Here is a 23,788-nt window from a genome sequence, read left to right as displayed (position 1 = left end):
GGCCACACCGGCGCGCCGCGCTCGCCCTTGCGAAAGCCCGCGAGCAGCCCATAACGTGCCTTCCCCATGCCGCCGCGTCGCCGAGTTCCGCCCGCGTCCGTGTCGCCCGCTGCCCCGCCCGGCACCGTCGCGCATCGTCGTGCGCCCGCGCCGACGCTCGACACCGGCGAGGAATGGGACCCCCGCAAGGTCGTGATTCCGCGGCCCGGGCTCGAGCACCCGTTCGAGCTGGTGTCGAGCTTCACCCCCGCGGGTGGCCAACCCGCGGCCATCGATGCGTTGGTCGCCGGCGTCGAGGCCGGTGAAGCCGCGCAGGTGCTGCTCGGCATCACCGGCAGCGGCAAGACCTTCACGATCGCCAACGTCATCGCCCGCACGCAGCGGCCGACCATCATCCTCGCGCACAACAAGACGCTCGCGGCGCAGCTGTACGCGGAGTTCAAGGCGCTGTTCCCCCACAACGCGGTCGAGTACTTCGTGTCGTACTACGACTACTACCAACCGGAGGCCTACGTGCCTTCGACCGACACCTTCATCGAGAAGGACTCGAACATCAACGAGCAGCTCGATCGCATGCGCCACTCGGCGACCTACTCGCTGCTGTCGCGACGCGACGTGATCATCGTGTCGAGCGTGTCGTGCATCTACGGCATCGGCGCGGCCGAGGCCTACCTCGGCATGGTCGCGCAGATCGCCGTGGGCGAAGAGCTCGACCGCGACAAGCTGCTGCGCAAGCTGGTCGAGATGCAGTACGAGCGCAACGACATCGACTTCCACCGTGGCTGCTTCCGCGTGCGCGGGGACGTCGTCGAGGTGTTTCCTGCCTACGAGGACGACACCGCGATCCGCATCGAGTTCTTCGGTGACGAGGTCGAGGCGATCCGCGAGATCGATCCGCTGCGCGGCCAGCCCAAGGCCTCGCTGCAGCGCGCGAGCATCTTCCCCGCCAGCCACTACGTGACGCCGGCGAGCCAGCTGCGCCGCGCGATCGAGGGCATCAAGGTCGAGCTGCAACATCGCCTGGTCGAGCTGAACGACAAGATGAAGCTGCTCGAGGCCCAGCGGCTCGAGCAGCGCACGATGTTCGACCTCGAGATGCTGCAGGAGATGGGGCACTGCTCGGGCATCGAGAACTACTCGCGCCATCTGACCGGCCGCGAGGCTGGCGAGCCGCCACCCACCCTGCTCGACTACTTCCCCGACGACTACCTGATGGTCGTCGACGAGTCGCACCAGACGGTCTCGCAGGTCGCTGCGATGTACCGCGGCGACCGCAGCCGCAAGGAGACCCTGGTCGATCACGGCTTCCGTCTGCCGTCGGCGCTCGACAACCGCCCGCTGCAGTTCGCCGAGTGGGAGCAGCGGGTGCACCAGGCGATCTTCCTCAGCGCGACGCCGGGTGACTACGAGGTCGAGCGCACCCACGGCGTGGTCGTCGAGCAGATCATCCGGCCCACCGGCCTGCTGGATCCACCGATCGAGGTGCGGCCGATCGCAGGCCAGGTCGACGACCTCCTCGACGAGATCAAGCAGCGCATCGCCAAGCAGGAGCGCGTGCTCGTCACGACGCTGACCAAGCGCATGGCGGAGGATCTGACGGAGTACTTCGCGGATCTCGGCGTGAAGGTGCGGTACCTGCACTCCGACATCGAGACCCTCGAGCGCGTCGAGCTGATCCGCGGCCTGCGACAGGGGGAGTTCGACGTGCTGGTGGGCATCAACCTGCTGCGCGAGGGCCTCGACATCCCCGAGGTCAGCCTGGTGGCGATCCTCGACGCCGACAAGGAGGGCTTCCTGCGATCGGCGCGGAGCCTGATCCAGACCATCGGCCGCGCCGCTCGCAATGTCGACGGTCGCGTGATCATGTACGCCGACCGCATCACCGACAGCATGAAGTTCGCGATGGACGAGACCGATCGTCGTCGCAAGGTCCAGGCCGACTACAACGTGGTGCACGGCATCGTGCCCCGCACCACGCGGCGCGGCATCGATCCGCTCGAGAACGAGAAGCGCGCCGCCGAGCGACGCACCAGCGCCAAGGCCCCGAGCGCGGCCGCTGGCGCCAAGCAGCTGCCGGTCGGCATCGAAGAGCTGCGTGACACCGATCTACTGCCCGCGGAGATCGACGCACGTCTGCGCGAGCTCAAGCAGCAGATGGCCTCGCTTGCCAAGGAGCTCCGCTTCGAGGACGCCGCGGCGGTGCGCGATCGCATCCGCGTGCTCGAGGCCCAGCGGCTCGAGTTCGCCAGCTGAGCGACGCGACGAGCTCCACTCGCGCGCGCAGCGGCAGCCGCTCGAATGTGGCAAGCTCGCCGCGCGCACGTGGCCAACGACGCAGACGACGACGAGGACGACGACCAGCAGACGCCGCGGCGCATGCAGGAGCGCGCCTACATGGGCGAGCTCGGCCAGCGTGTGCGGACGCTACGCGAGGAGCGTGGCCTGACCCAGCACGCGTTGGCGCAGGCCGCCGGCATCGCGACCGACATGGTCTCGCGGCTGGAGAACGGCCACTACAGCAGCCCTGGCCTGCGGACACTGCTGCGGCTCGCGCTCGGCATGGGCACCACGGTCACCGCGATGCTGCCGGACCTCGCGACGCCGCTGCGCGGGCGCGAGGGCGAGGTCTCGCCGCGCGCGCGGCTGCAAGCGCTGCTGGCCCGTGCGAGCACCGACGACGTCGAGCTCATCGCCGAGCTCGCCGCCGTCGTGGTGGCGCGACGCGAACGCTGAGCCGAAGCGCGACTGCTAGAAGCGGCCGCCGACCACGACACCGGCGCCACCGGGCAACATCGCCGGCGCGAAGGCGGTGCTGGTCTTCGACTTCTTGCCGCGGCGACCACGGTTGGCGCGCTTCTCGGCCTTGGCCTTCTCGGCCGCCGCAACCGCGGGCGTCCAACGCTGCCACTTCTTGTAGCCGAGGTTGTAGCCCACACCGACGCCGAGCAGCACCGCGCCGAGCAACGTGACGGACACCGACATCGGGATCAGGAACTGATCCTGATCTTGGTACTTGCACTTGAGCGGGCCGTCGTACTGGCAGTGGCGCGTCACGAGGCCGAAGGTGATCGACGCAGCCAGGCCGACACCGAGCACGGTGCCACCGGCGATCATCAAGCCCACGCCCTTGCGTGGCTTGCCGGCGACCTGCGGCTCGGGCGGGCGATCGGCCATCGGGTCCGGTGCGGGCTCGGGTGGCGGCACATCGGCCTCCGTCTCGCCCTCGGTCTCGCCTTCGGTCTCGCCCTCGGTGTCCTTCGCGGCACCATCGGTGTCGGCGACCGGCTCGGTGTCCGCGGGCGCAGCCTCGGTGTCGGCGACGGCGGTGCCGTCGGTGTCGGCCGGTGCGGGCGTGGTGTCGGCGGGCGCGGTGTCGGCGGGTGGGGTGCCCGTCGTCGCAGCGCCCGTCGTCGCGGCGGTCTCGGCGGGCTTGTCCTTCGGCGTCGTCGCGGGGCCCGCGGATGCGAGCTCCCACGGCGCGATCGCGAGTGCGAGGCTCAACACGGAGGACAGTGCGGGGCGAGCGAGCGCGGTGCGACGCATGATCGGCATACCTTCGAGGCGGGCCGCACGAACAGGGCTGCGGCCGGGGGCGGAGTATCGTACGCGCACGCGTGTACGACAAGGGATCGGGGGATGAACGCGACCCGTGCCCCGAGCTTGCGCGAGCGCGGGATGGTTCGCGGGCTGCTGCCGATCGGGCGCGTTAGGGGGCGCCTTGGTGGGTCTATGCGGCTTTCGCGGCCGACTCGCGGTCCGCGTCCGGCCCGAGCGGCCGCACCTGCGCAGCCGCTCGCGACGGCTCCGCAGACGCGGATCTCGTGTGCACGCGCACGTTGGATCGCTGGGGTGTCGGCGAGAGGCGCCCTCGCGCGTTACAGTGGTCGATGGCGATGGTCCTCGCACACCTCGACGACCCACCGCGGCCCCGGTGGCCCGGGATCTTGATTGGCCTCGCCATCGCACTGCCGATCGCCGGCCTGTTCGTGGCGTGGGTGATCCCGACGTTGGTGAACTCTGTCCTCGGTGGCGCACGCGACCTCGACAGCCGGCTGCGCGCGGAGGATGGCTACATGCAGTCGCTGTGCTCGGCGGCCTTCGACGAGCCGCGCGACGGTGGGCTGTGTGGCTGCGTGCTCGGGACCGAGTATCCGTCGCTCGACTGTCAGCTGCCGTTTCGCAAGTGGACCCTGGCGCGGCAGGTCGACGCCTGCACCGACGCGGCCGCGCGCGAAGGTGCGAAGAGCTTCTGCGCGTGTGTCGACGTCATCGCGCAGAAGGCCGCCGCGGCCGCGCCGGAGGCCCGCGACGCCGAGATCGCGAACTACGAGAACTGCACGGTGCTGCCCGACGCGCTCTACCTGCCGACCGTCGACGTGCTGATGTCGGGGGGCTGAGCGCCGCGCTCGATGCGGCGCCAGATCACGCGCCAGACCCTCTGTCCGCGCGCGAGCGTGGTGTCCTCGCGTCGCGAGCGGACGCCGTAGGGATTCTCGCGGTGGAATCGCCACGGGCCGCTGAGGTTCTCGAAGCCGCTGTCGGGATCGCCGTCGACCTCGGCCATCGCCGCCATCGCGATCTCGAAGACATCGCTCGCGACGTGCAGCTCGCCGCCTCGTCGCAGCTGCGCGTGGACGACCGAGAGCACCGCAGGTTCGAGCACGCGGCGCTTGTGATGCTTCTGCTTGAACCACGGATCGGGAAACAGCAGGTGGAAGCGATCGACCTCGCCGGCTGCGAACACGCGATCGAGATCGACCCCGAGGTTGCAGTACGTCAGCACGAGGTTGCGCAGGCCCTCGGCCGCGGCTCGGCGCGCGCCGAGCTGCACGATGCGATCGCGGATGTCGAGGCCCACCACCAGCGCATCTGGGCGCGCGCGGGCCAGCGAAAAACTGAACTGGGCGTCCGCACAGCCGAGCTCGACTTCGACGGGCGCGTGCGGCCCGAGGTAGGCCGGTCGCACGACGCGGTGCGCCCGCGGCAACGAATAGCGCTCCGCGAGCGGGTTCACGTGCTGCCGGATGCGTCGGGCTCTCGGCATCGATCCGAGGCGGTGGATATTCGCAATCGCGCGCGCTCGCAAGCCCGCGACCGCGACGGGCGGCAGTTTTTGGCGTCGGCGTCGGGCAAAACGGGTACGCTCGCGAAAGATGGGTGACTCCGCCGCAGGCAGCCAGGAGGCGGACGAAACGGCCCGCGCCCAGGCGCAGCGCGATGCGCTCTCGGAGCTCATCGCGATCGCCACGCACGACATCAACAACCCGCTGCAATCGCTGGTGGTGCTGCTCGAGCTGTCGATCGACGACGCCGTGCCGGGCTCCGACGCGCAGTCGCGACTGCAGCAGTGCCTCGTCGCCGCCGACCGCATCCGCGTGTTGAGCTCGGCGCTCGGCGGACTCGTGCGCGCGCGACCGCTCGATGGCCCCGGCGCGTGGACGCGCGTACACGGCCTCTTGGTGCGGCGCTTCGATCGCTTCGCCATCACGGTGGCGCCCGATTTCTCGGCGCTGACGAAGCTGCCGTTCCCGGGCGAGCTCGAGTTCTCGCTGCTGTGTGCGTGCCTGGTGGTGATCGCGACGGCGAGCCACGACTCCGTGCCGCGCAGGCTCGAGCTGGTGGGCGAGAGCCCGGCCGGCGTGACGCTCACGCTGAGCGAGATGCCGAGCGCCGGCTGGGATCCGGTTGCGCACGGGCGGCTGCTGGCGCTGGCCGACGCGAAGGTCGACATCCGCACCACGCCCGGCACGATTTCGCTCTTGGCGCGAGGTGGTGGATGACCGAGCGGCAGCGCTGGACCCCTGCCCCTCGCACACACTCCGGCGGCGTTCTCGTGGTCGAGGACGACGAGCTCGTCGGCCACGCGCTGGCGTTGTCACTGCGTCACGCCGGCTTCGAGGCCGCGGTCGCGCGCAGCATGGCGGAGGCACTCTCGACCTTCGACGCGGCGTCGATCGACGTGGTCGTCACCGATCTACAGATGCCCGGTGGCAGCGGCCTCGATCTGCTCAAGGCGCTCGAGTCGCGCGATCCGCTGGTGCCGGTGGTGATCATCACCGCGGACCTCAGCCTGCAGCCCGCCGCAGAGGCGGTCCGCGAGCACGCGTTCGACTACCTGACCAAGCCGGTGTCGCGCGAGGTCCTGCTCGACACCGTCGCGCGCGCAGTCGACTCGCGGCGGGCGACCAAGGCCCGCCTGACCGCCGAGCAACGTCTGCAGGAGGAGCATCGCCAGCTGGCGGTGCGTCACCAGCGGACCGCGATCCTGCTCTCGGTGCTCTACAATCGCGCGGTCGAGGGCATCATCGTGCTCGACGCCTCGGGGCGCCTCGTCGACGCCAGCGACAGCTTCGTCGCGCTGGTCGGCCGCCCGCTGTACGAGCTGCTCGACGCCGACATCCGCGAGCTCTTCGATCTGCACCCGACCGAGGGCGACATCCAAGCCCGCGTGGTCGAGCTCGCCGCGGCCCCGCCCTCGCGCGGCCACTGGCGCGGTGAGATGACCGTGCGCGCCGCCCGAGGCCGCCGCCTGCCGGCCCGCGTGAGCCTGTCGGTGTGCGAGACCCCGAGCGTCGACAACGACAGCGAGCAGACCCGCTACGTGCTCGCCCTGCTCTACTACGAGACCGCCCACGAGGAGATGAGCCGGCAGCTGCAGCAGGCCGACCGACTCGCAACCATCGGGCTGCTCGCGGGCAGCGCGGCCCACGAGATCCGCAACGAGCTCGGACCGCTGCTGGGCTATCTCACGATGCTCGAGCAAGGCGGCTCCGACGTCGCGGCCGCCGACATGATCAAGGTGATGCGCGACAGCGTGCGGCGGGTGCAGGAACACATCGAGCAGATCCTCGCGCCGCTGCGCCCGCGCGTGCGCACGCGCGGGGCGGTCTCGATGCGCGACGTGATCGACGGCATCCTCACACTGCTGCGTCGTGCAGGGCGCCTGCGGCGACTCCGGCTCGAGCTCGACGTGCCCGAGGAGGACGTCATCGTGCACGCCGACAAGAACGAGGTGCATCAGATCGGGTTGAACCTCATCACCAACGCCATCGACGCGCTCGGCGACGGTGGCGGCGGCGATCGGGGCAGCGTGCACGTCCGGCTGCACTACGAGGGCGACTTCGGCGTGCTCGAGGTCGAGGACTCTGGCGCCGGCATCCCCGAGCACGTGCGCGCGCGGGTGTTCGAGCCGTTCTTCACCACCAAGGGCAGCGGCGGCACCGGCCTGGGCCTGCCGGTGGTGCTCGACATCGTCCGCGGGCTCTGTGGCCGCGTTGCGCTGGACGCCGCGCCCAACGGCGGCACCGTCGTCACCGTCGCGGTCCCTCGCTACCAGCCTTCGGGCAGCGACGCGCCGGCGTTCGACGACCCCGCGTGAGATCGCGGCTGCTTCGCGCGCGCGTGCCGGCAATCGTGATGGGGCCGTGATTGCGTCGGCACGAGCCGCGGGCCTACCCTCTCGCTCGCGCATGGTCGGTTTGGGGCTGTTGCTCTCCGCAGAGAACGCGCGTGCGGGTGCTCCCGACACGCGCGTTGGTTTGGTCTTGCTCGAGCGAACGCTGCTCGACCCGCCGCGCCTGTCGGCGATGCAGCGCTGGTCCGAGGTCGTGCGTCGGCGCTATCCCGCCGCGACCCTGCTGCCGTACGTGTGGCACCTGGTCTCGCACGCACGCGAGGACGGCCTGCGACAACGCTCGGCGCGGCGACCCGCCGGCGAGGAGCACGAGTTCGGCGGACTGCAGAACAACGATGCCGTGCGCCACGCGTGGGATGTCACGCGGCTGTGCGTGCAGGCCAGCGGTGGCCAGCGTGTGGTGCTGCGAACCGGCGCGTCGGTCACACCCGGCGCGCTCGGTCGCAAGCGCATCCGCGAGTTCGTGCAAGCCCGGCGCGACGAGGGCATCGATGTGGTGTGGGAGCCCGAAGGCCTGTGGGAACCCGACGTTGCGCAGGAGTTCGCACGTCAACTCGACGTCACGCTGCTCTACGGCGCGTTCGAGGGCGGCCGTCCCCGCTACGAGCGCGAAGGTGACGACGTGCTCGTGGGCGCGCACGCGTGGTTGCGGGCCGACGGCGCGGGACCATCGCGACGCCTCGATGGCGCCCAGCTCGATGCGCTCGCGATGCACGTCGAGGCACTGCCGGACACCACCGTGATCTTCGCGGGCCCGCGGGCCCCGGCCCATCTGTCGGCGTTCTCGCAGCTGCTCGGCTCGTAGCCTCGCGCTCGCGCCTCGATCCGGGTCTGTGCGGCCTCGACCAAGCTCGAGGTCGGCGGGTCTGTGCGGCCTCGACCAAGCTCGAGGTCGGCGGGGGCATGCTCGCGTTCCAGTCACCGACGCGAGCCGCTTGGGGGCTCGAACCTCAGCGATCGGACCGCTTAAAACACCGCGCCGCCGCGGCCTCGAAGGACTGCGACGGCGCCTGCGTTCGACACGCAGTAGAGGCGCAGCTCAGGCCTTCGCGGCCGCCTGCTTCTTGCTGGCCTTCTTCTTGCCAGCCTTCTTCTTGCCAGCCTTCTTCTTGGCGGTCTTCTTCTTGCCAGCCTTCTTGGCGGCCTTCTTCTTGCCAGCCTTCTTGGCCGCCTTCTTCTTGCCACCAGTCTTCTTGGCGGTCTTCTTCTTGGCGGTCTTCTTCTTGGCGGCCTTCTTCTTGCCAGCCTTCTTCTTGCCGCGCTTCGCGGGTGCCTGTTCGGTATCGCCTTCAGCCATCTTTGGACCCTCCTTCAAGGGGCAACGGTAGGAGGACCATACGGTCGGGTTTGGCGCATGTCAATAACAATTATTATCTTTGTCGCCTAATTACGTGAAGGTGAGCGATCCTTTTGTGTAGGTGAACGATCGTGATGGGTATGAAAAGGTAAGTGTTGGTGGGACCTTTTCGGCAGCGCGAGGGGCGCGCAACCCGTGGAAATTGCAAGCCAAATTGCAGTCGCGGGGTGAGGCATCGTCCGTGCGATAGTCCGGCTCGCAGTGCCTGCGGCGCTGCGTCTTTTCCGCACCACTGGACGCCATGCTCACGCTCTCCTGGACCTCCGAAGCCCCGGCCGCGGTCGGTGATCAGCTGCTCGCCGTCGTCGTGCGCGACGTGCCCAACCCCGACGCCTTCGACGGCGCCTTCGGCAAGCCCGTGCGCGAAGCGTTCACGGCGGCCCGCTTCGGCGGCAAGCCGGGCGACACGTTCTCGTTCACGCGCACGGTCGGCGATGTGCTCGAGCGCGTCGTGCTGGTCGGCGTGGGCGACCTCGCCGACCCGGCAGCGATGCGCACCCTCGGCCACGACCTCGTGCGGCTCGGACACGCCGCCGGGGTGTCGCGACTGGCCGTGGATCTGCGCAGCTTCGCGGGCATCGGCGCATGGGGCGACGCGACCGCAGCGGTGCGCTCGGGCAACCTCTTCGCGCAGGGCTGCGAGCTGGGTGGCTACGCCTACGAGCGCTTCGTGGCCGAGGACAAGCGCAGCCGTCGGAGCGTGCGCGAGGTCGTGGTGGTCGCGGACTCGACCGCGCCCGCGGAGGGCTCGGGCCGTGGACAGATCATCGCGAGCTCGATTGCGCGGGCGCGTGACCTCGTCAACGGCCCCGCCGGCCTGGTCACACCGACACACCTCGCCGAGACCGCCAAAGAGATCGTCGCGTCGCTGCAAGGCGACCACGACGTGCAGCTGACGGTGCTCGATCGCGATGCATGTGCGGCACGGCAGATGGGCTGCTTCCTCGGGGTCGCGCAGGGCAGCGACGAGCCGCCGAAGTTCATCCACCTCAGCTACAAGCCCAAGGGCGCCAGCAAGGGCCGCGTGTGCCTCATCGGCAAGGGCGTGACGTTCGACTCGGGTGGCTACTCGATCAAGCCCACCGACGGCATGCTCGACATGAAGATGGACATGGCCGGTGCGGCCGCCGTGATCGCGGCCTTCGAGGGCGCGGTCCGACTCGGCGTACCGTGGGAGGTGCACAGCATCGTGGCCGCGACCGAGAACATGGTCAGCGGCCACGCCTATCGCCTCGGCGACATCCTGACCGCCTCCAACGGTCGCACCGTCGAGATCAACAACACCGACGCCGAGGGCCGTCTGACGCTGGCCGACGCGATGGTCTACGCCTCGAAGCTCGAGCCCACGATGATGCTCGACTTCGCCACGCTCACCGGTGCGTGCATGGTCGCGCTCGGCCCGAAGATCGCCGGCGTGATGTCGAAGGACGATCGCCTGGCTGACGATTGGATTGCCGCCGCGGGTCGCGTCGGTGAGGCGATGTGGCGCCTGCCGCTGCCCGACGACCTGAAGGAGCAGCTCAAGAGCAAGATCGCCGACATGAAGAACACCGGCGAGCGCTATGGCGGAGCCATCACCGCAGGGCTGTTCCTCTCGGAGTTCACCGAGGGCTGCCGGTGGTTGCACTGCGACATCGCTGGGCCCGCGATGGCGAGCAAGCCCTACGGCGTCACGACGGCCGGCGGCTCGGGGGTACCGGTCGCGACGATCCTCGAGTTCCTCGGCTGAGCACCAACGATGCACGCGCGCGGCCTGGCTGCGCGCGCGCTCGGCCGCTCGCTCGGCCCCTCGCTCGGCCGGCAGCGTCGGTCGCCCTGCCTCAGTTGGGGTAGTTGATCTCGACCACGCGGCCGCCCTCGATCGTCACCTGCACCTCGCTCGAGGTGCCATCGCAATCGAGGTTGCTGCGCACATGTCGTCCGACCTTCGGACCGCTCGTGCACCGGATGAAGGTGTGCAGCTTGATCTTGCGACCGTCGGGATCACGCGTCTGGGTGTCGGCGGGCGGACCCCACGCCATGAACACCGCAAACTCGGCGAAGCCGACCTCGATCTCACCCTGCGCGGCGCGTGCACGCTGGTCCTCGGGCAGTGCTGCCCACTTCTGCCAGAGCCCGCGCTGTTCGAGGAAGCCCTGACGATCCTCGTCGCGCAGACGCAGGAAGGCCTCGCGATCGGAGGACGCGTCGAGGTTGTAGTAGAAGCGACGGTCGAGCTCCGGGAGTCGCTCGGGATTGTTCGCGCACGCACCGACGAGCAACACCAACGCGAGCGCTCCCGTGGCGAACCCACGCCTCGCCATCGCCGCCGTGCGCTGCCCGACGGCGCGCGAGGTGACGTGCGACTTGCTGGCGTGCGGCGGTTCGGCGCTCATGTGCGCGGCGATGATTCCCGATGCCCGACTTCGCAGCAACTTCGCGTACGCGGCAGCACCTCGACGACGACGGACTGGACCGCGCGCGGCGTTCGTCTCGCCCTGTACATCTGGCGCCTGCACGCAGATGCCCCACCTGCGCAGACGCACCACTCGCGGCTCGAATCGCGCCGCGCGATCGTGCGGCAAGTGCCCTTGGGTGGCCTCTACGCAGGGAACACACGACCGCTGCGTGATCGCCTGCGCGACGAAGATCGCTCGACGCCAACCGCTCGCGTGGCCGACGACGAACGCCGGACAACGCACGCCGACACTGGAATTTCGCCGCCGCGGCAGGTGGCGCGACCGCCGTCTCTCCAGCGATCCTCACGGTTTGCGTAATTTCTCGCGGAACGGTGTTTCAGGACCGTTGACGCCGGAGACCACGCCGGCTATACATACGCGGCCTAAGTTGCCTGTCGTCTGACGCGAGTGTCCCTCCCGAAGACGTCGGTGCTCATCGGTCCCCCGACCATGAGCGAACCTCCCGACGTCCAAGGCGCGATTCAGACGCCAAGCTACACGAAGGCGCCACGAGGAGCTGACCCATGCCTGACACGTTCGTCGTAGGCGACAAGACGGTCTATCCCGGCCACGGTGTTGCCGAAGTGACGGGACTCCAGAACCTCCAGATCTCTGGGGCGACGATGGAGTTCTACGTGCTGCGTGTGCTCGACAACAACATGAAGGTCATGGTGCCGAAGCACAACGCTGCGGCCGTTGGCCTGCGGCGGCTCGTGAGCCAGCGTGAAGTCGACGCCGTGTACGACGTGCTTCGTCGTCGTGGCGGCAAGATCTCCACCGCCACGTGGAATCGTCGCCATCGCGAGTACACCGAGAAGATCAACACCGGCTCACTGGTGGAGATCGCGAGCGTGCTGCGCGATCTGTGCCTGCTGCGCGGTGACAAGCAGCTGTCGTCGGGCGAGCGAGAGATGCTCGAGACGGCGCGTCAGCTGCTCGTGCAGGAGCTCGCGCTCGCCAAGGGCGAGAACGAGAACGCGGTCGCCGACGAGCTCGACGCACTGTTCTCGTGAGCACGCACGACCGCGGGTGTCCCGTGCCGTCGCTACGCGGCGGTCGGTAGACACCGCGGGTTCGCGAGCGTGTTTCCGGCGAGGGCACGCCACGCGATCGGTCGATCGAGGAACAGCTGCGCACAGGCTCGCCGTGCGTCGCGGCCGTCGCCGTGCACGAACAGCTCGAGGAAGCCGGGGATCTCGGTCCACCCGAGCGCCGGCTCCGCGAACGGCTGCCAGCGCACCCGCAGGCGCCCGTGGCCGTCATCGAGCGTCCCCTCCCAGGCCATGCGAGCGTCGGGAAGCCGCGCCATGAACGGACGCTCGGACGCGAGCTCGCTCCACAGCAGCTCGAAGTCCTCGGACGTCATCGCTTCGGTGCACGGGTGACCGCGCATCGCCGGTAGATTCACCGGACGGCACATGAGCACATCCTCGGGGGCGAACTTGTTGCCCTCGCTGCGCATCTGCACCTGCCGGTAGACCCAGCCGCGCGCGTCGAGCTCGTAGATCGTCATCGACACGTCGTCGTCGTCGTTGGCGATGGTGACCCTGAGGTACTGCAGCGGCTCCGCGGGCGTGTCCTCCACCGCCGCTGCATCGGCCTCGATCGCCGTTCGCTTGAGCGCGCCCACCACGACCCAGGCGGCGCCACGGACGCCCGACGTCCGCGTTCCGGCCAGGCGTGCGGCCCCGTGATATGCCTGCGGACGCCATGCGGTCGCTCTGCTTCGCCTTCGTCGTCGCCGTCGGTGCGTGCTCCGCCGGCGGCGCAGCCCAGACCACGCCCACCGGCGTCGTGCCGACCTACGTCGCGATCGCCACTGCGCTCGCCGACGACAAGCTCGAGCCGGTCGCGGGGCTGGCCAAGAGCCTCGAGCAGGAGGCCGGCAAAGAAGCGGGCAAGCCCGGCATCGATCGGCTCGTCACCGCCAGCAAGGCGCTCGGCGGCGGCGACATCGAGACCACGCGCCGCGCCTTCAAGAACGCCAGCGACGCGATCATCGAGACCATGCGCGCCGACGCCTCCTTGCAGAGCGGCTACGTGATGGTGCACTGCCCGATGGCATTCGATGACAAAGGCGCGCTGTGGGTGCAGGCCGAGGGCAAGGTCGCCAATCCCTACTACGGCGCGTCGATGCTGCGATGCGGCACCAAGCTGGCGTGGGACGCCGAGCTGCCCAAGACCGCCGAGCTCTGAGCATCGAGCCGCCCCTCGAGCCCGTCGTGGCTTCGCCACGGCAACGCAGTCACCCGAGCGTGCAGCGCCCCTCGAGCCCGTCGTGGCTTCGCCACGGCAACGCAGTCACCCGAGCGCGCAGCGCCCCTCGAGCCCGTCGTGGCTTCGCCACGACGGACAGCGAGCAAGACCAACTGCGCCAGGAAGAGCGCCCAGCAGGCGCGACCAAAACCACCGCCTACACGTCGAGGTTGCGGGTGTTGAGCGCGTTGGCGGTGATGAAGTCGCGGCGCGGCTCGACGTCGTCGCCCATCAACACACTGAAGAGCTGATCGGCCTCGAGGTTGTCGCCGACGCGGACCTGCAGCAGGGCGCGGCGCGTGGGATCCATCGTGGTCTCCCACAGCTGCTCGGGATTCATCTCGCCGAGACCCTTGTAGCGCTGGATGGCCAGGCCCGCGCGACCGACGGTGTTCATCTGGTCGATGAGGTCGCTCAGGCGGGCGGTCTCGACGTCGGCCTGGCCGGGCCGGCGCAGCACCATGTTGCCGCTGCCGAGGCCGGCGATGTACGTGCGCACCGCCAGCAGCTCGCCGAGCTCCGGCGAGTCGAGCAGATCGCGATCGACGTGCTCGAACTGCGTGACGCCGTCCTGCACGACCCGCAGACGGATCACCGACAGCGCGGTGTCGCTGGGGTCGCCGGTGATCTCGTGCCCGAGCTGGGCCATGCCCTGGCCGCCCGCGGCGGGGCCGGCCAACGTGAGCTGCTGCTGCGCAGCGGCGACCAGCGTGACGGCGAGCTCACCCAGCGCGGCGGCGTCTTGGAAGGCGCTGCGCGTGGGCTCGAGGCCGTTCTTGCCGACGAGGTCGAGCAGGGCCTCGATGATCGCCGGACGGTGGTCGCGCGAGAGCCCGCGGACGATGTCGCGGTACTGCAGCGCACGACGGGCCAGCTCGGCGAGCACCTCGCGGCTGAGGTCGTGACCGCCGATCGACATCTCGAGGTTCTCGATCGCGTTCTCGATGACGTAGCGGTCGAGCGCGCTCTCGTTCTTGATGTAGACGTCCTTCTTGCCGGCGCGGACCTTGTAGAGCGGCGGCTGGGCCACGTAGAGGTAGCCGCGCTCGATGATCTCGGGGAAGTGGCGATAGAAGAACGTCAGCAGCAGCGTGCGGATGTGCGAGCCGTCGACGTCGGCGTCGGTCATGATGACGACGCGGTGGTAGCGGAGCTTCGCGAGGTCGTAGGTGTCGTCGACGCCGGTGCCGAGCGCGGTGATGAGCGTGACGATCTCCTGGCTCGACAGCATCTTGTCGAGTCGCGCCTTCTCGACGTTCAGGATCTTGCCGCGTAGCGGCAAGATGGCCTGGATGGTGCGGTCGCGGCCTTGCTTGGCGCTGCCACCTGCGCTGTCGCCCTCGACGATGAAGAGCTCGGTCTTCTCGGGGTCGCGCTCCTGACAGTCGGCGAGCTTGCCGGGCAGCGAGAGGCCGTCGAGCACGCCCTTGCGGGTGATGGTCTCGCGGGCCTTGCGAGCGGCTGCCCGCGCGCGCGCCGAGAGGATCGCCTTGTCGATGGTCAACTTGGCGCTCTTGGGGTGCTCCTCGAAGAACTTGCCCAGCTGGTCGGTGACGAACTGAGAGACCAGGGCCGTGACCTCGCCCGAGACGAGCTTGTCCTTGATCTGCGAGCTGAACTTCGGGTCGGGGTGCTGCACCGCGAGCACGGCGACCAGCCCCTCGCGGACGTCCTCGCCCGACAGCGGCTGCTTGTGCTGCTTCAGCATGCCGCTCTCTTCGGCGTACTTGTTGACGACCTTCGTCAACGCACCGCGTAGGCCGGTCAGGTGGGTACCGCCGTCCTTGTTCGCGATGTTGTTGGTGAAGCACAGGATGTGCTCCTGGTACGAGTCGGTCCACTGCAGCGAGACCGCCACGCCGAGCTCGGCGGCCTGACCCTCGTGCTCGAAGGCCTCTTTGCCCTCGAAGAAGATCGGGTCGCCGATGCACTGCTTGTTCTGCGACAGCAGCTGCACGAACGACGAGATGCCGCCCTGGCCGTCGAAGGTCTTCTCGCGGCCGTCGCGGAGATCCTTGAGGATGATCGTGACGCCGGGGTTGAGGAAGCTGAGCTCGCGGAAGCGCTGCGAGAGGATCTCGAAGTCGATCTCGGTGGTCGCGAAGATGAGCGGGTCGGGGTGGAACGTGATGCGGGTGCCCCGCTTGTCGCTGCTGCCGACGACCTCGATGTCGTTGGCGACGCCGCCACGCTCGAAGCGCGCGCGGTGGGCCTTGCCCTCGCGCCAGATCTCGAGCTTCAGCCAGTCCGACAGCGCGTTGACGACCGACACGCCGACGCCGTGCAGACCGCCAGAGACCTTGTAGTTGCGGTTGTCGAACTTTCCGCCGGCGTGCAGGACCGTCATGATGACGATCGCCGCGTCCATCATCTCGCCGTGGACCTCCTTGGGTCCGGTCGGGATGCCGCGGCCGTTGTCTTCGACCGACACCGAGTTGTCGAGGTGGATGTTCACCTCGATGCGATTGCAGTGACCGGCGAGCGACTCGTCGACCGAGTTGTCGACGACCTCGAACACCATCTTGTGCAGCCCGGAGCCGTCGCTGGTGTCGCCGATGTACATGCCGGGTCGCTTGCGGACCGCCTCCAACCCCTCGAGGACGGAGATCGAATCGGCGCCGTAGTCGTCGGCTTTCTGTGCGGACTGCTCGTTGGACATGGAGGGTCGAAAATCCGTCCGGAGCGTGCGTCGGCGGGCCGTTGGAGGCCCGCTCGCTCCGTGTCGGCGGCCACTCGAGGGGGAGACATCCCCTGCTCGACGAGGCTGCAGGAAGGGCGTGCGGACACTAGCACGGGACGCCCCCGACCACCAGTGGACAAACGCCGGATAACCGTAGTGATTTCGACCGGATAGACGCGCCTGAACAGGGCTTTTTCAGGCCCCGGCGGCGGTGCTCGTCAGCTGGCCGCGTTCGACCGCGACATAGCGGTGTTCGCGGTGCGGTGGCACGCGCACGAAGGCCGGCGAGGTCGTGGTGATCACGCACTGTCCGGTGACCTCGGAGAGCCGCTCGAACAGCGCGTCGGTGCGCTGCGGATCGAGCTCGCTGCCGACGTCGTCGAGCAGCAACAGCGGGCGGTCGCCGTCCTCGTGGGCGAGCGCGAGCTCGGCCAGCTTGAGCGCGAGCACGATGGCGCGGGTCTGGCCCTGCGAGGCGAACGCGCCGACCGGGCGTCCGTCGAGCTCGACCTCGATGTCGTCGCGGTGGGGGCCGACCGAGGTGGTGCCACGGTCGCGGTCGAGGCTCCGTCGCTCGCGCAGCCGGTCGAGCAGCGCTGCGACGCGCTCGTCCTCGGGCACCAGCCCGAGCCGCGGAGCGTAGCGCACGCTGAGCTGGGCGTCGGCGCCGGGCTCGTCGGACGACTGCGACGTGTGCGGGTGGCTGCCGTGGCGACCGTGGATTGCGGCGAAGCTGGCATGGGCACCGGGCTCGAGCGTGGCGAGCAGGCGCTCGCGGCGGGTCCACACCCGCGCGCCGAGCTGGGCCAGCTGGGCCTCGTACGTCTCGAGCATCGAGCCGCGCTCGCCGATGGTGAGGTTCTCGTCGCGCAGCACGTGGTTGCGCGAACGCACCACGCGCTCGTAGTCCTGGATGTCGCCGATGTGCGCGCGCTCGCGGGCGAACAACATGCGATCGAGGAACTGTCGCCGCTGCGAGGGGCTCTCGCGCAGCACCGAGAGATCGTCGGGCGTGAAGAGCACGGCCCGCAGTCGGCCGTAGAAGTCCACCGCACTGCGCACGAGCTTGCCATCGGCGTAGGCGCTGCGACGGGCACCAGAGCCGGTGCGCTGCAGGCCGATCGCCAGCGTGGTCGGTAGCGCGACGCGCTCGTCGTAGGCCTGCAGCGAGACCGTGGTCGCGGCCGCGTCGTTGTGGATGAGCCAGCGCAGATCGTTGGTGCGAAACGACCGCAGCGTCGCCAGCAGGTACAGCGCCTCGAGCACGTTGGTCTTGCCGGCGCCGTTGTGGCCCCACAACACCGTGAAGCCCTCGGCGAACTCGAGCCGGGCCTCCACCAGGTTGCGGAAGCCGGCCAGCTCGAGTGCGCGGATCGTCAGCGGCAACGCCCGTGCTCGTGCGGGTGAGCCCGCCCTCAGATGCGCATCGGCATGACCACGCCGAGCAGGTCCGGCCCGTCGACCGGCTTGATGACGCAGGGATCGAGCTCGCCCTGGAACTCGAGCGCGCACTCGGTGCCGTCGATGACCTCGAGGATCTCGATCAGGTAGCGCGCGTTGAAGCCGGCCACCAGTGCCTCACCGTCGTAGTCGATCGACAGTTCCTGGTGCGCGACCCCGAGGTCGGGGTTGTCGGCGGTGAGCTCGAGCTTGCCCTTGGTCAGCGACAGCCGCACCGTCGCGGTCTTCTCGGGCGCCATGACCTCGGCGCGGCGCAACGCGCCCAGCAGCTCCTCTCGCGGCACGGTGACGCGTCGCTGGTGGCTGGTGGGGATCACTGCACGGTAGGGCGGGAACTGCACGGCGTTGAGCTTGACGCTCATCGCGAGCTCCTCGGCGCGCACGAACAGGTGCTGCTCACCGACCGCGAGGCCGACGTCGCCCTGGACGCGGTCGAGCATGCGACGGATCTCGAGCATGCCCTTGCGCGGGATGATGATGCCCTTGTCGAGCGCGGGCCCGGGGAAGCGCGCGGTGTAGCGGCTCAGGCGGTGACCGTCGGTCGAGACCATGGTCGCGCTCTGACCATCGCACTCGAACAGCACGCCGTTCAGGTTCACGCGCGCTTCGTCGGTCGACACCGAGAACTGCGTCTTGGCGATGAGGTCCGACAGCACGTGCGCGGGCACCTCGACGAAGGTCAGCGCCTTCTTGCCCTTGCCGGCCTCGGGCAGCTCGGGGAAGTCGCTCTCGGGCATGCCCATGAGCTTGAACTCGCTGCGACCCGCGACGAGCTGCACCCAGTGATTGTCGAGGCCACGCAGTCGCACGCTGCCGGGCGGCAACGTGCGCACGACACCATGCAGGTGCTTCACGCCGACGGTGACGCTACCGGTCGACTTCACGGTCGCGGGCATCGACTCGGTCAGACCGATCATCATGTCGGTCGCGATGCACACGAGGTGACCATCGCTGGTCGCACGCAGCAGCACGTTGGCGAGCACCGGCATGGTGCTGCGCTTGTCGGCAACGGTCTGCGCGAGCGCGAGCGCAGAGAGCAGGCGTGCCTGATCGATCTCCAACTCCATGACGGAAGCTCCGGTGGCAGGGCCGAGAGTGATCTAAAAAAGAGAATTAAAACATCGTCGTAGGGATCGGGGTGTGGAAACGTGGGTAAATGTCGTATTGCTTCGAGATCACTGCGGTTTTCCAGGGGATGGCGGCGGGACGGGATCGTGGGCAAGTGGGCCGGGTCTGGGGATGGCTTCGCGCGATCGGCGGGTCACCAGCGTATCCACAGGGTTGTTCGAGTCGTCGTCCACAGGCCACGAAGGACACGACGAAACGCGGCACGTCGGAGCGACGAACCGCGGGAAGCCAGCGCACACCGAGGGTGGTCGGTGACGAAGGTCGATGAGGTGCTAGCCCTGACCGACGAGCTGCTGACGAAGGCTCTCGATGATGGTGCGTAGCTCCGGGTCGCTGGTCTGCATCTCGGCCATGCGACGGCACGCGTTGATGACGGTGGAGTGGTCCTTGCCGCCGAAGCGCAGACCGATCTCCGGGAAGCTCGAGCCGGTGAGCTCGCGCGAGAGGTACATGGCGATCATGCGAGGCCGCGCGACGCCCTTGTGGCGACGCTGACCTTTGAGGTCGGTGATGCGCAGCGAGAAGTAGCCCGCGACCGCCTTCTGGATCGCCTCGACGGTGAGCTGCTGCGGCGGCCGCTGGACCGCGTTGTCGCCGATCACCTCGCGCACGAACTCCTGCGAGATGGGCACGCCCTTCAGCGCCGCGAAGGTCGAAACGCGCACCAGTGCGCCCTCGAGCTCGCGCACGTTGGAGCGCACCAGCGAGGCCAGGTAGACCGCGACGTCGTCGGCGATCGCGATGCGCTCGTCCTCGGCCTTCTGCCGGAGGATCGCGACGCGGGTCTCGAGATCGGGCGGCTTGATGTCTGCGACCAAGCCCCAGTTGAGGCGCGACGTGATGCGCTCCTCCATGCCCTGCATGTCCGACGGCGTGCGATCGGCCGTGACCATGATCTGCTTGCCGGCCTCGTACAGCGCGTTGAAGACGTGGAAGAACTCGTCCATCGTGCGATCGCGACCGGCGATGAACTGGATGTCGTCGACCAGCAGCACGTCGCAGTCCTCGCGGTAGCGCTTGCGGAACTGGTCGCACTCGTTGAAGCGCACCGCCGAGATGAACTCGTTCATGAAGCGCTCGGCCGAGAGGTAGACGATGCGTCGGTCGGGTCGCTGCTCGTAGAGCGCGTGGCCGACCGCGTGCAGCAGGTGGGTCTTGCCCAGGCCCACGCCGCCATAGAGGAAGAGCGGGTTGAAGCGACGGCCCGGCTCCTCGGCGACCGCACACGCAGCCGAGGCCGCGAGCTCGTTGCTCGCACCCTTGATGAAGGTGCCGAAGCGGTAACGCTCCGAGAGTCCGACCGGCGCCGCAGCACGACGCGACGGAGCAGTCGTTGTCGCGGGTGTGGGCACGATCGCAGGTTCGAAGACCGGCGCTGGTGCAGCCTCCTCGGAGACGTCGACCTCGATCGCGTAGCGCTCTTCGGTCTGCGAGAAGATCTCCTGCAGCACCGCGTCGCGGTAGTGGTTCTCGAACCACTCCTTCATGAAGAGGCTCGGCGCGCGCAGGCGCAGCACACCCTGTGCCGCCGCGACCATCACGAGGGGTCGCAGCCACAGCTCATACGTCTCTGTGCCCAGACGAGGGCGCAGACCGGCGAGGGCATCCGTCCAGATGTCCGTCATGGGCCTCCGATCCACAGGACTCGGGTCGTCGTGGATTCCAGTTGAAGTCGCGAGAATCAGAGTGGATTTCCTGGGGAGGAGGGGGGGCTGTCCACAGACCCTCATGGGCATGCATCCCGGGGCGGCTGCCGGCACAGCCGCGGAGGGAAGAAGGGGCGTGGGAAGGGCCTTTTGCGCACCAGGGCACGCAAATGCCACGTCGTTCGAACGCAGCTGGTCGCGTACGTGGGATCGACGTTTCGAGGCGCTTCTTCGTCGCGCCGCCCCGAGGGGGTTGCCTAATACTCACCTGGTTGTGACGCTGCAAGCCTCGTCGTTCGGGAAATTTCGAAGTCGCGAGGATCATTGATCTTCGATCCGAAGATCGGCGCAAAGCCGCGCCGACGTCGTCCTCGGGCTTCTCGAAGCGGGTTCGATCTGGTCGAGATCACGGCACAATTCGAAGTGCAGAGGGGGTGACCCCGGTACTGCCCACATCGCAAGCCGACTTGCGACGTCGCGTGCGCTCGGGTTGGCTTGCCAAGCCAGTTCGCGGGCCCTCGGCAAAGCAGCAGTTCACCCGCCGGAGGTCCCGTGCCAAATCCGGCGCGCCCGCCGATCCGGAATTGCTGCCGTCGCGGCGGGTTTCGAGGCCGACGTGGCGCCGGTGCGCGGCGCTTGGCGCAGGGGGTCCGAGAGTGTTTGACACCCCCCGGGAGCGCTGCTATCGATCGCGCCCCATCGACCCCTCGGGGTCCCAGACTGCTGCGCCGAACGACGGTCGCCCCCCGGGCGTCCGCGGAGCAGCCGGCAGCTGCCCGCGCGATACCTTCTCTCGATCGCCCCCGGAGCAGCGCCACCCCAAAGACCCCATTCCTGGTTCGAGGACTCCGCCATGAAGCGCACGTATCAGCCGCACAACACCCGCCGCAAGCGAACGCATGGTTTCCGCGCGCGCATGGCGACGAAGAACGGCCGCAAGGTTCTCTCCGCACGTCGTCGTCGCGGCCGCAAGCGGCTCACGGTCACGACCGGCCACAAGTGAGCTGTGCGCCCGTGATCGAGGCCCCGGCCATCGGTTCACGGCAAGTGCGGGGGGGTCAGCGGTTCGCGCGTGCGTTTCGCCTGCGGCGCCGCGCCGACTTCTTGCGCGTGCAGGGTCAGGGCAACCGCCAGCACGTGCGACACTTCTTGGTGTTCATCGTGCGCAACCCCACCTCGGCGAACTTGTCCGCGCCCCGACTGGGTGTCACGGTCACGCGCAAGGTCGGCGTCGCCGTGGTCCGCAATCGCATCAAGCGCTGGGTTCGCGAGGCGTTCCGTCGCTGTCGCACCCTGGTGCCGCCGGGCATCGACATGGTCTGGGTCGCCAAGCGCAACGCAGCCGAGACCGACTACGCCACGATCGCCAAGGACATGCAGCGCGTGTGCACGCAGCTGCAGGCTCCTCGGGGAGCGCACGCATGAGCTGGTGGACGGCGATCCACCGCGGGTTGACGCGCGCCGCGATCGCGTTGCTGCGGGTGTACCAAGGCGTGGTCTCGCCGTGGCTCGGGCCCCGCTGCCGCTTCACGCCGAGCTGCTCGCACTACGCCTGTGAGGCCCTGCAACAGCACGGCCTGGGTCGCGGTTCGTGGCTGACCCTGCGACGACTGGGTCGCTGCCATCCCTTCCATCGCGGTGGGTTCGATCCGGTGCCGCCGGTCGTTTCGCATCGCTGCCTCGGGGCTCCGACGCCCGACGCCGAAAGCATCCGCCCATGAGCTTCCAACAACGCGCGCTCATTGCCCTGGCGCTGTGCGCGATCATCTTCGTCGCGTTCGACTGGCTCAACCCCAAGCCGGAGCGCACGCCCGAGGAGATCGCGGCGCTCGAGGGCAAGGCCGACGGTAAGACCGACACCAAGCCCGAGGGCAAGACCGACGCGAAGACCGACGCCAAGGCGGTCGACGAAGCGGACGACGAGCCGGTGCGCACCGACATCGCCGCAGTCGATCGCGAGCTCCGCAACGACGTCAGCGCACTGCGCCTGAGCAACCGCTCACCGGCGCGCGGCGGCATCCTCGGCGGGATCGAGCTGCTCTCGAAGCAGTTCCAGGGCGAGCTGACCGCGACCGACAGCCTCAAGCTCGGCGGCGCGCCGACGCTCGAGGTCAGCTTCGCCGACGCGGCCAGCGACGTGAAGATCCCGAAGAACGCCAGCTACGAGCTCCGCGAGGAGGGCCCGAGCTTCGTGACGTTCGGCTACCGCGGCAGCGACGTCGAGGTCACCGAGCGCTTCGAGCAGCTCGGCGGCTACCAAGCCAAGCTCACCGTGACCGTCACCAACCGCAGCAACGCGGCGCAGGACCATCGCCTGCACGTGTCGACGCGGGTCGGCGGCAGCGACAGCCAGTACGACGTCAGCCGCGGTCTGTGCCAGACCAGCGAGGACTTCGAGGACGAGGACGCAGGCGACGTCGAGGACGGCCCGGTCAGCTACGCCGGTCCGGTGCAGTGGGGCGGCGTCGACAACAAGTACTTCGGGCTGTTCGTGGTGCCGACGCAAGCTGCGAGCGACTGCGAGATCCGAGCGGGTGAGGGCGGCTTCGTCGAGAACCGACTGTCGACCGGGGTCGTCACGCTCAACGCGGGCGAGAGCCAGACCCACGAGTTCGGCCTGTTCATCGGCCCCAAGGAGCTCGAGCAGCTGCAGGCCTTCGATGCGGTCTCGGTGTCGAACCTCGAGCTCAAGGAGTCGATCAACTGGGGTCTGTTCGGCGGACTGTCCGAGGCACTCGGGCGCCTGCTGCTGGGCATGCTGCGGTGGTTCTACGACCTCACCCACAGCTGGGGCATCGCGATCGTGCTGCTCACGGTCTGCGTGAAGCTGGCGACGCTGCCGCTGACGCTCAAGCAGATGAGCTCGATGAAGCGCATGCGCGAGATCCAGCCCGAGATCGCGAAGATCAAGAAGAAGTACGAGGACGACCGCGTCAAGCAGGGCCAGGAGATGCAGGCGCTGTTCGCCCGCTCCGGCGTGAACCCGCTGGCGGGCTGCCTGCCGACGCTGGTGCAGCTGCCGATCTGGTTCGCGCTGTATTCGATGCTGTCGGCGGCGGTCGAGCTGGTGCACCAGACCTTCCTCTGGCTGCCCGACCTCACCAAGCAGGATCCCTACTTCATCCTGCCGCTCGCGCTCGGCGTGCTGATGGTGGTGCAGAACCGCATGATGCCGAACACCATGGATCCCGCGCAGGCCAAGCTGATGCGCTGGATGATGCCGGTGATGTTCACGCTGTTCATGTTGTTCCTGCCATCGGGTCTGGCGGTGTACATCTTCGCCAACATCCTGCTGTCGATCGTGCAGACGGCGGTGCAGGTCGGCGTGCGGGGCAACGATCAGGCGGCCCCCTCGACATGAGGCGGCCGATGAGGGCTCGAGCGCCGCGCGCGTGCGCGGCCCAGGGT

At 68.7% G+C, this 23,788-nt stretch carries 22 protein-coding genes; 13 read left to right on the top strand and 9 right to left on the bottom strand.

The genetic code is table 11. The features are described 5' to 3' along the window. The first annotated feature begins 66 nt into the window (after positions 1-66). Together uvrB and IPH07_35590 are read left to right on the top strand one after the other, a co-directional pair. Positions 67-2,253 carry an excinuclease ABC subunit UvrB gene (uvrB, locus tag IPH07_35595; GenBank protein MBK6922766.1) on the top strand — a complete coding sequence of 729 codons (2,187 nt, stop codon included), beginning with the start codon at positions 67-69 and terminating at the stop codon, positions 2,251-2,253. 69 nt (positions 2,254-2,322) lie between these two features. Continuing rightward, entirely contained in the window at positions 2,323-2,733 is a 411-nt protein-coding gene (locus IPH07_35590; GenBank protein ID MBK6922765.1) for a helix-turn-helix transcriptional regulator, read from the top strand. A gap of 15 nt (positions 2,734-2,748) precedes the next feature. On the opposite strand, the gene IPH07_35585 is transcribed toward IPH07_35590, so the two are convergent. Continuing rightward, the gene (locus IPH07_35585) at positions 2,749-3,543 is read right to left on the bottom strand and encodes a hypothetical protein (protein MBK6922764.1); all 795 of its coding nucleotides are present in this window, start codon (positions 3,541-3,543) and stop codon (positions 2,749-2,751) included. A gap of 350 nt (positions 3,544-3,893) precedes the next feature. Between IPH07_35585 and IPH07_35580 the strand changes: the two genes are divergently transcribed. Then, on the top strand, positions 3,894-4,397 hold the full coding sequence (locus IPH07_35580) for a hypothetical protein (protein ID MBK6922763.1): 504 nt from the start codon (positions 3,894-3,896) through the stop codon (positions 4,395-4,397). On the opposite strand, the gene IPH07_35575 is transcribed toward IPH07_35580, so the two are convergent. After that, a complete protein-coding gene (locus IPH07_35575; GenBank protein ID MBK6922762.1) occupies positions 4,358-5,014 on the bottom strand; it encodes a methyltransferase domain-containing protein in 657 nt (218 codons plus the stop codon). The two genes, IPH07_35580 and IPH07_35575, sit on opposite strands and share 40 nt — an antisense overlap. Before the next feature lie 139 nt (positions 5,015-5,153). Here IPH07_35575 and IPH07_35570 point away from each other — a divergent pair, with 139 nt between their 5' ends. The 3 genes from IPH07_35570 to IPH07_35560 all read left to right on the top strand — a co-directional run bounded on the left by IPH07_35570 (position 5,154) and on the right by IPH07_35560 (position 8,219). Then, on the top strand, positions 5,154-5,780 hold the full coding sequence (locus tag IPH07_35570; protein ID MBK6922761.1) for a hypothetical protein: 627 nt from the start codon (positions 5,154-5,156) through the stop codon (positions 5,778-5,780). Between the two features lie 53 nt (positions 5,781-5,833). Further along, positions 5,834-7,378 carry a response regulator gene (locus tag IPH07_35565; protein ID MBK6922760.1) on the top strand — a complete coding sequence of 515 codons (1,545 nt, stop codon included), beginning with the start codon at positions 5,834-5,836 and terminating at the stop codon, positions 7,376-7,378. Between the two features lie 166 nt (positions 7,379-7,544). After that, positions 7,545-8,219, top strand: a complete 675-nt coding sequence (locus IPH07_35560) for a hypothetical protein (protein ID MBK6922759.1) — start codon at positions 7,545-7,547, stop codon at positions 8,217-8,219. Between the two features lie 234 nt (positions 8,220-8,453). Here IPH07_35560 and IPH07_35555 read toward each other — a convergent pair whose 3' ends face one another. Beyond that, the gene (locus IPH07_35555) at positions 8,454-8,711 is read right to left on the bottom strand and encodes a hypothetical protein (GenBank protein ID MBK6922758.1); all 258 of its coding nucleotides are present in this window, start codon (positions 8,709-8,711) and stop codon (positions 8,454-8,456) included. A gap of 301 nt (positions 8,712-9,012) precedes the next feature. Between IPH07_35555 and IPH07_35550 the strand changes: the two genes are divergently transcribed. After that, positions 9,013-10,500: a leucyl aminopeptidase gene (locus IPH07_35550; protein MBK6922757.1), complete on the top strand. Its 1,488-nt coding sequence runs from the start codon at positions 9,013-9,015 to the stop codon at positions 10,498-10,500. Positions 10,501-10,591: 91 nt separating this feature from the next. Here the strand turns inward: IPH07_35550 and IPH07_35545 are convergent, their stop codons facing one another. Beyond that, positions 10,592-11,146: a hypothetical protein gene (locus IPH07_35545; protein ID MBK6922756.1), complete on the bottom strand. Its 555-nt coding sequence runs from the start codon at positions 11,144-11,146 to the stop codon at positions 10,592-10,594. Positions 11,147-11,733: 587 nt separating this feature from the next. On the opposite strand from IPH07_35545, the gene IPH07_35540 reads away from it, so the two are divergent. After that, a complete protein-coding gene (locus IPH07_35540; protein ID MBK6922755.1) occupies positions 11,734-12,222 on the top strand; it encodes a CarD family transcriptional regulator in 489 nt (162 codons plus the stop codon). 32 nt (positions 12,223-12,254) lie between these two features. On the opposite strand, the gene IPH07_35535 is transcribed toward IPH07_35540, so the two are convergent. Next, a complete protein-coding gene (locus IPH07_35535; GenBank protein MBK6922754.1) occupies positions 12,255-12,839 on the bottom strand; it encodes a hypothetical protein in 585 nt (194 codons plus the stop codon). A gap of 80 nt (positions 12,840-12,919) precedes the next feature. On the opposite strand from IPH07_35535, the gene IPH07_35530 reads away from it, so the two are divergent. After that, on the top strand, positions 12,920-13,405 hold the full coding sequence (locus tag IPH07_35530) for a DUF3347 domain-containing protein (protein ID MBK6922753.1): 486 nt from the start codon (positions 12,920-12,922) through the stop codon (positions 13,403-13,405). Between the two features lie 217 nt (positions 13,406-13,622). Here the strand turns inward: IPH07_35530 and gyrB are convergent, their stop codons facing one another. From gyrB to dnaA, 4 genes are all read right to left on the bottom strand, one after another. Further along, positions 13,623-16,124 carry a DNA topoisomerase (ATP-hydrolyzing) subunit B gene (gyrB, locus tag IPH07_35525; GenBank protein ID MBK6922752.1) on the bottom strand — a complete coding sequence of 834 codons (2,502 nt, stop codon included), beginning with the start codon at positions 16,122-16,124 and terminating at the stop codon, positions 13,623-13,625. Positions 16,125-16,340: 216 nt separating this feature from the next. Further along, complete coding sequence (gene recF / locus IPH07_35520) at positions 16,341-17,531, bottom strand: DNA replication and repair protein RecF (protein ID MBK6922751.1); 1,191 nt, start codon at positions 17,529-17,531, stop codon at positions 16,341-16,343. A 29-nt stretch (positions 17,532-17,560) separates the two neighbouring features. Then, positions 17,561-18,673, bottom strand: coding sequence for a DNA polymerase III subunit beta (gene dnaN, locus IPH07_35515; GenBank protein MBK6922750.1), 1,113 nt, complete (start codon positions 18,671-18,673; stop codon positions 17,561-17,563). Positions 18,674-19,006: 333 nt separating this feature from the next. After that, a complete protein-coding gene (gene dnaA, locus IPH07_35510) occupies positions 19,007-20,359 on the bottom strand; it encodes a chromosomal replication initiator protein DnaA (protein ID MBK6922749.1) in 1,353 nt (450 codons plus the stop codon). A gap of 874 nt (positions 20,360-21,233) precedes the next feature. On the opposite strand from dnaA, the gene rpmH reads away from it, so the two are divergent. From rpmH to yidC, 4 genes are read left to right on the top strand one after another with little or no spacing between them, the layout of a single operon-like run. Then, positions 21,234-21,383, top strand: coding sequence for a 50S ribosomal protein L34 (gene rpmH, locus IPH07_35505; protein ID MBK6922748.1), 150 nt, complete (start codon positions 21,234-21,236; stop codon positions 21,381-21,383). 11 nt (positions 21,384-21,394) lie between these two features. Next, complete coding sequence (gene rnpA / locus IPH07_35500; protein MBK6922747.1) at positions 21,395-21,805, top strand: ribonuclease P protein component; 411 nt, start codon at positions 21,395-21,397, stop codon at positions 21,803-21,805. After that, positions 21,802-22,101 (top strand): membrane protein insertion efficiency factor YidD, encoded by a 300-nt coding sequence (yidD, locus tag IPH07_35495; protein ID MBK6922746.1) that lies wholly within the window; start codon positions 21,802-21,804, stop codon positions 22,099-22,101. The genes rnpA and yidD overlap by 4 nt, the downstream gene beginning before the upstream one ends. After that, positions 22,098-23,741: a membrane protein insertase YidC gene (yidC, locus tag IPH07_35490; GenBank protein MBK6922745.1), complete on the top strand. Its 1,644-nt coding sequence runs from the start codon at positions 22,098-22,100 to the stop codon at positions 23,739-23,741. The genes yidD and yidC overlap by 4 nt, the downstream gene beginning before the upstream one ends. The last annotated feature ends 47 nt before the right edge of the window (positions 23,742-23,788 follow it).

It is taken from the genome of Deltaproteobacteria bacterium (assembly GCA_016709225.1).
Taxonomy (GTDB): domain Bacteria; phylum Myxococcota_A; class Polyangia; order Nannocystales; family Nannocystaceae; genus Xiheibacterium; species Xiheibacterium phototrophicum.
The sequence above is the reverse complement of the archived record's forward strand: the minus strand, read 5'-3'. Positions and strand labels throughout refer to the sequence as shown.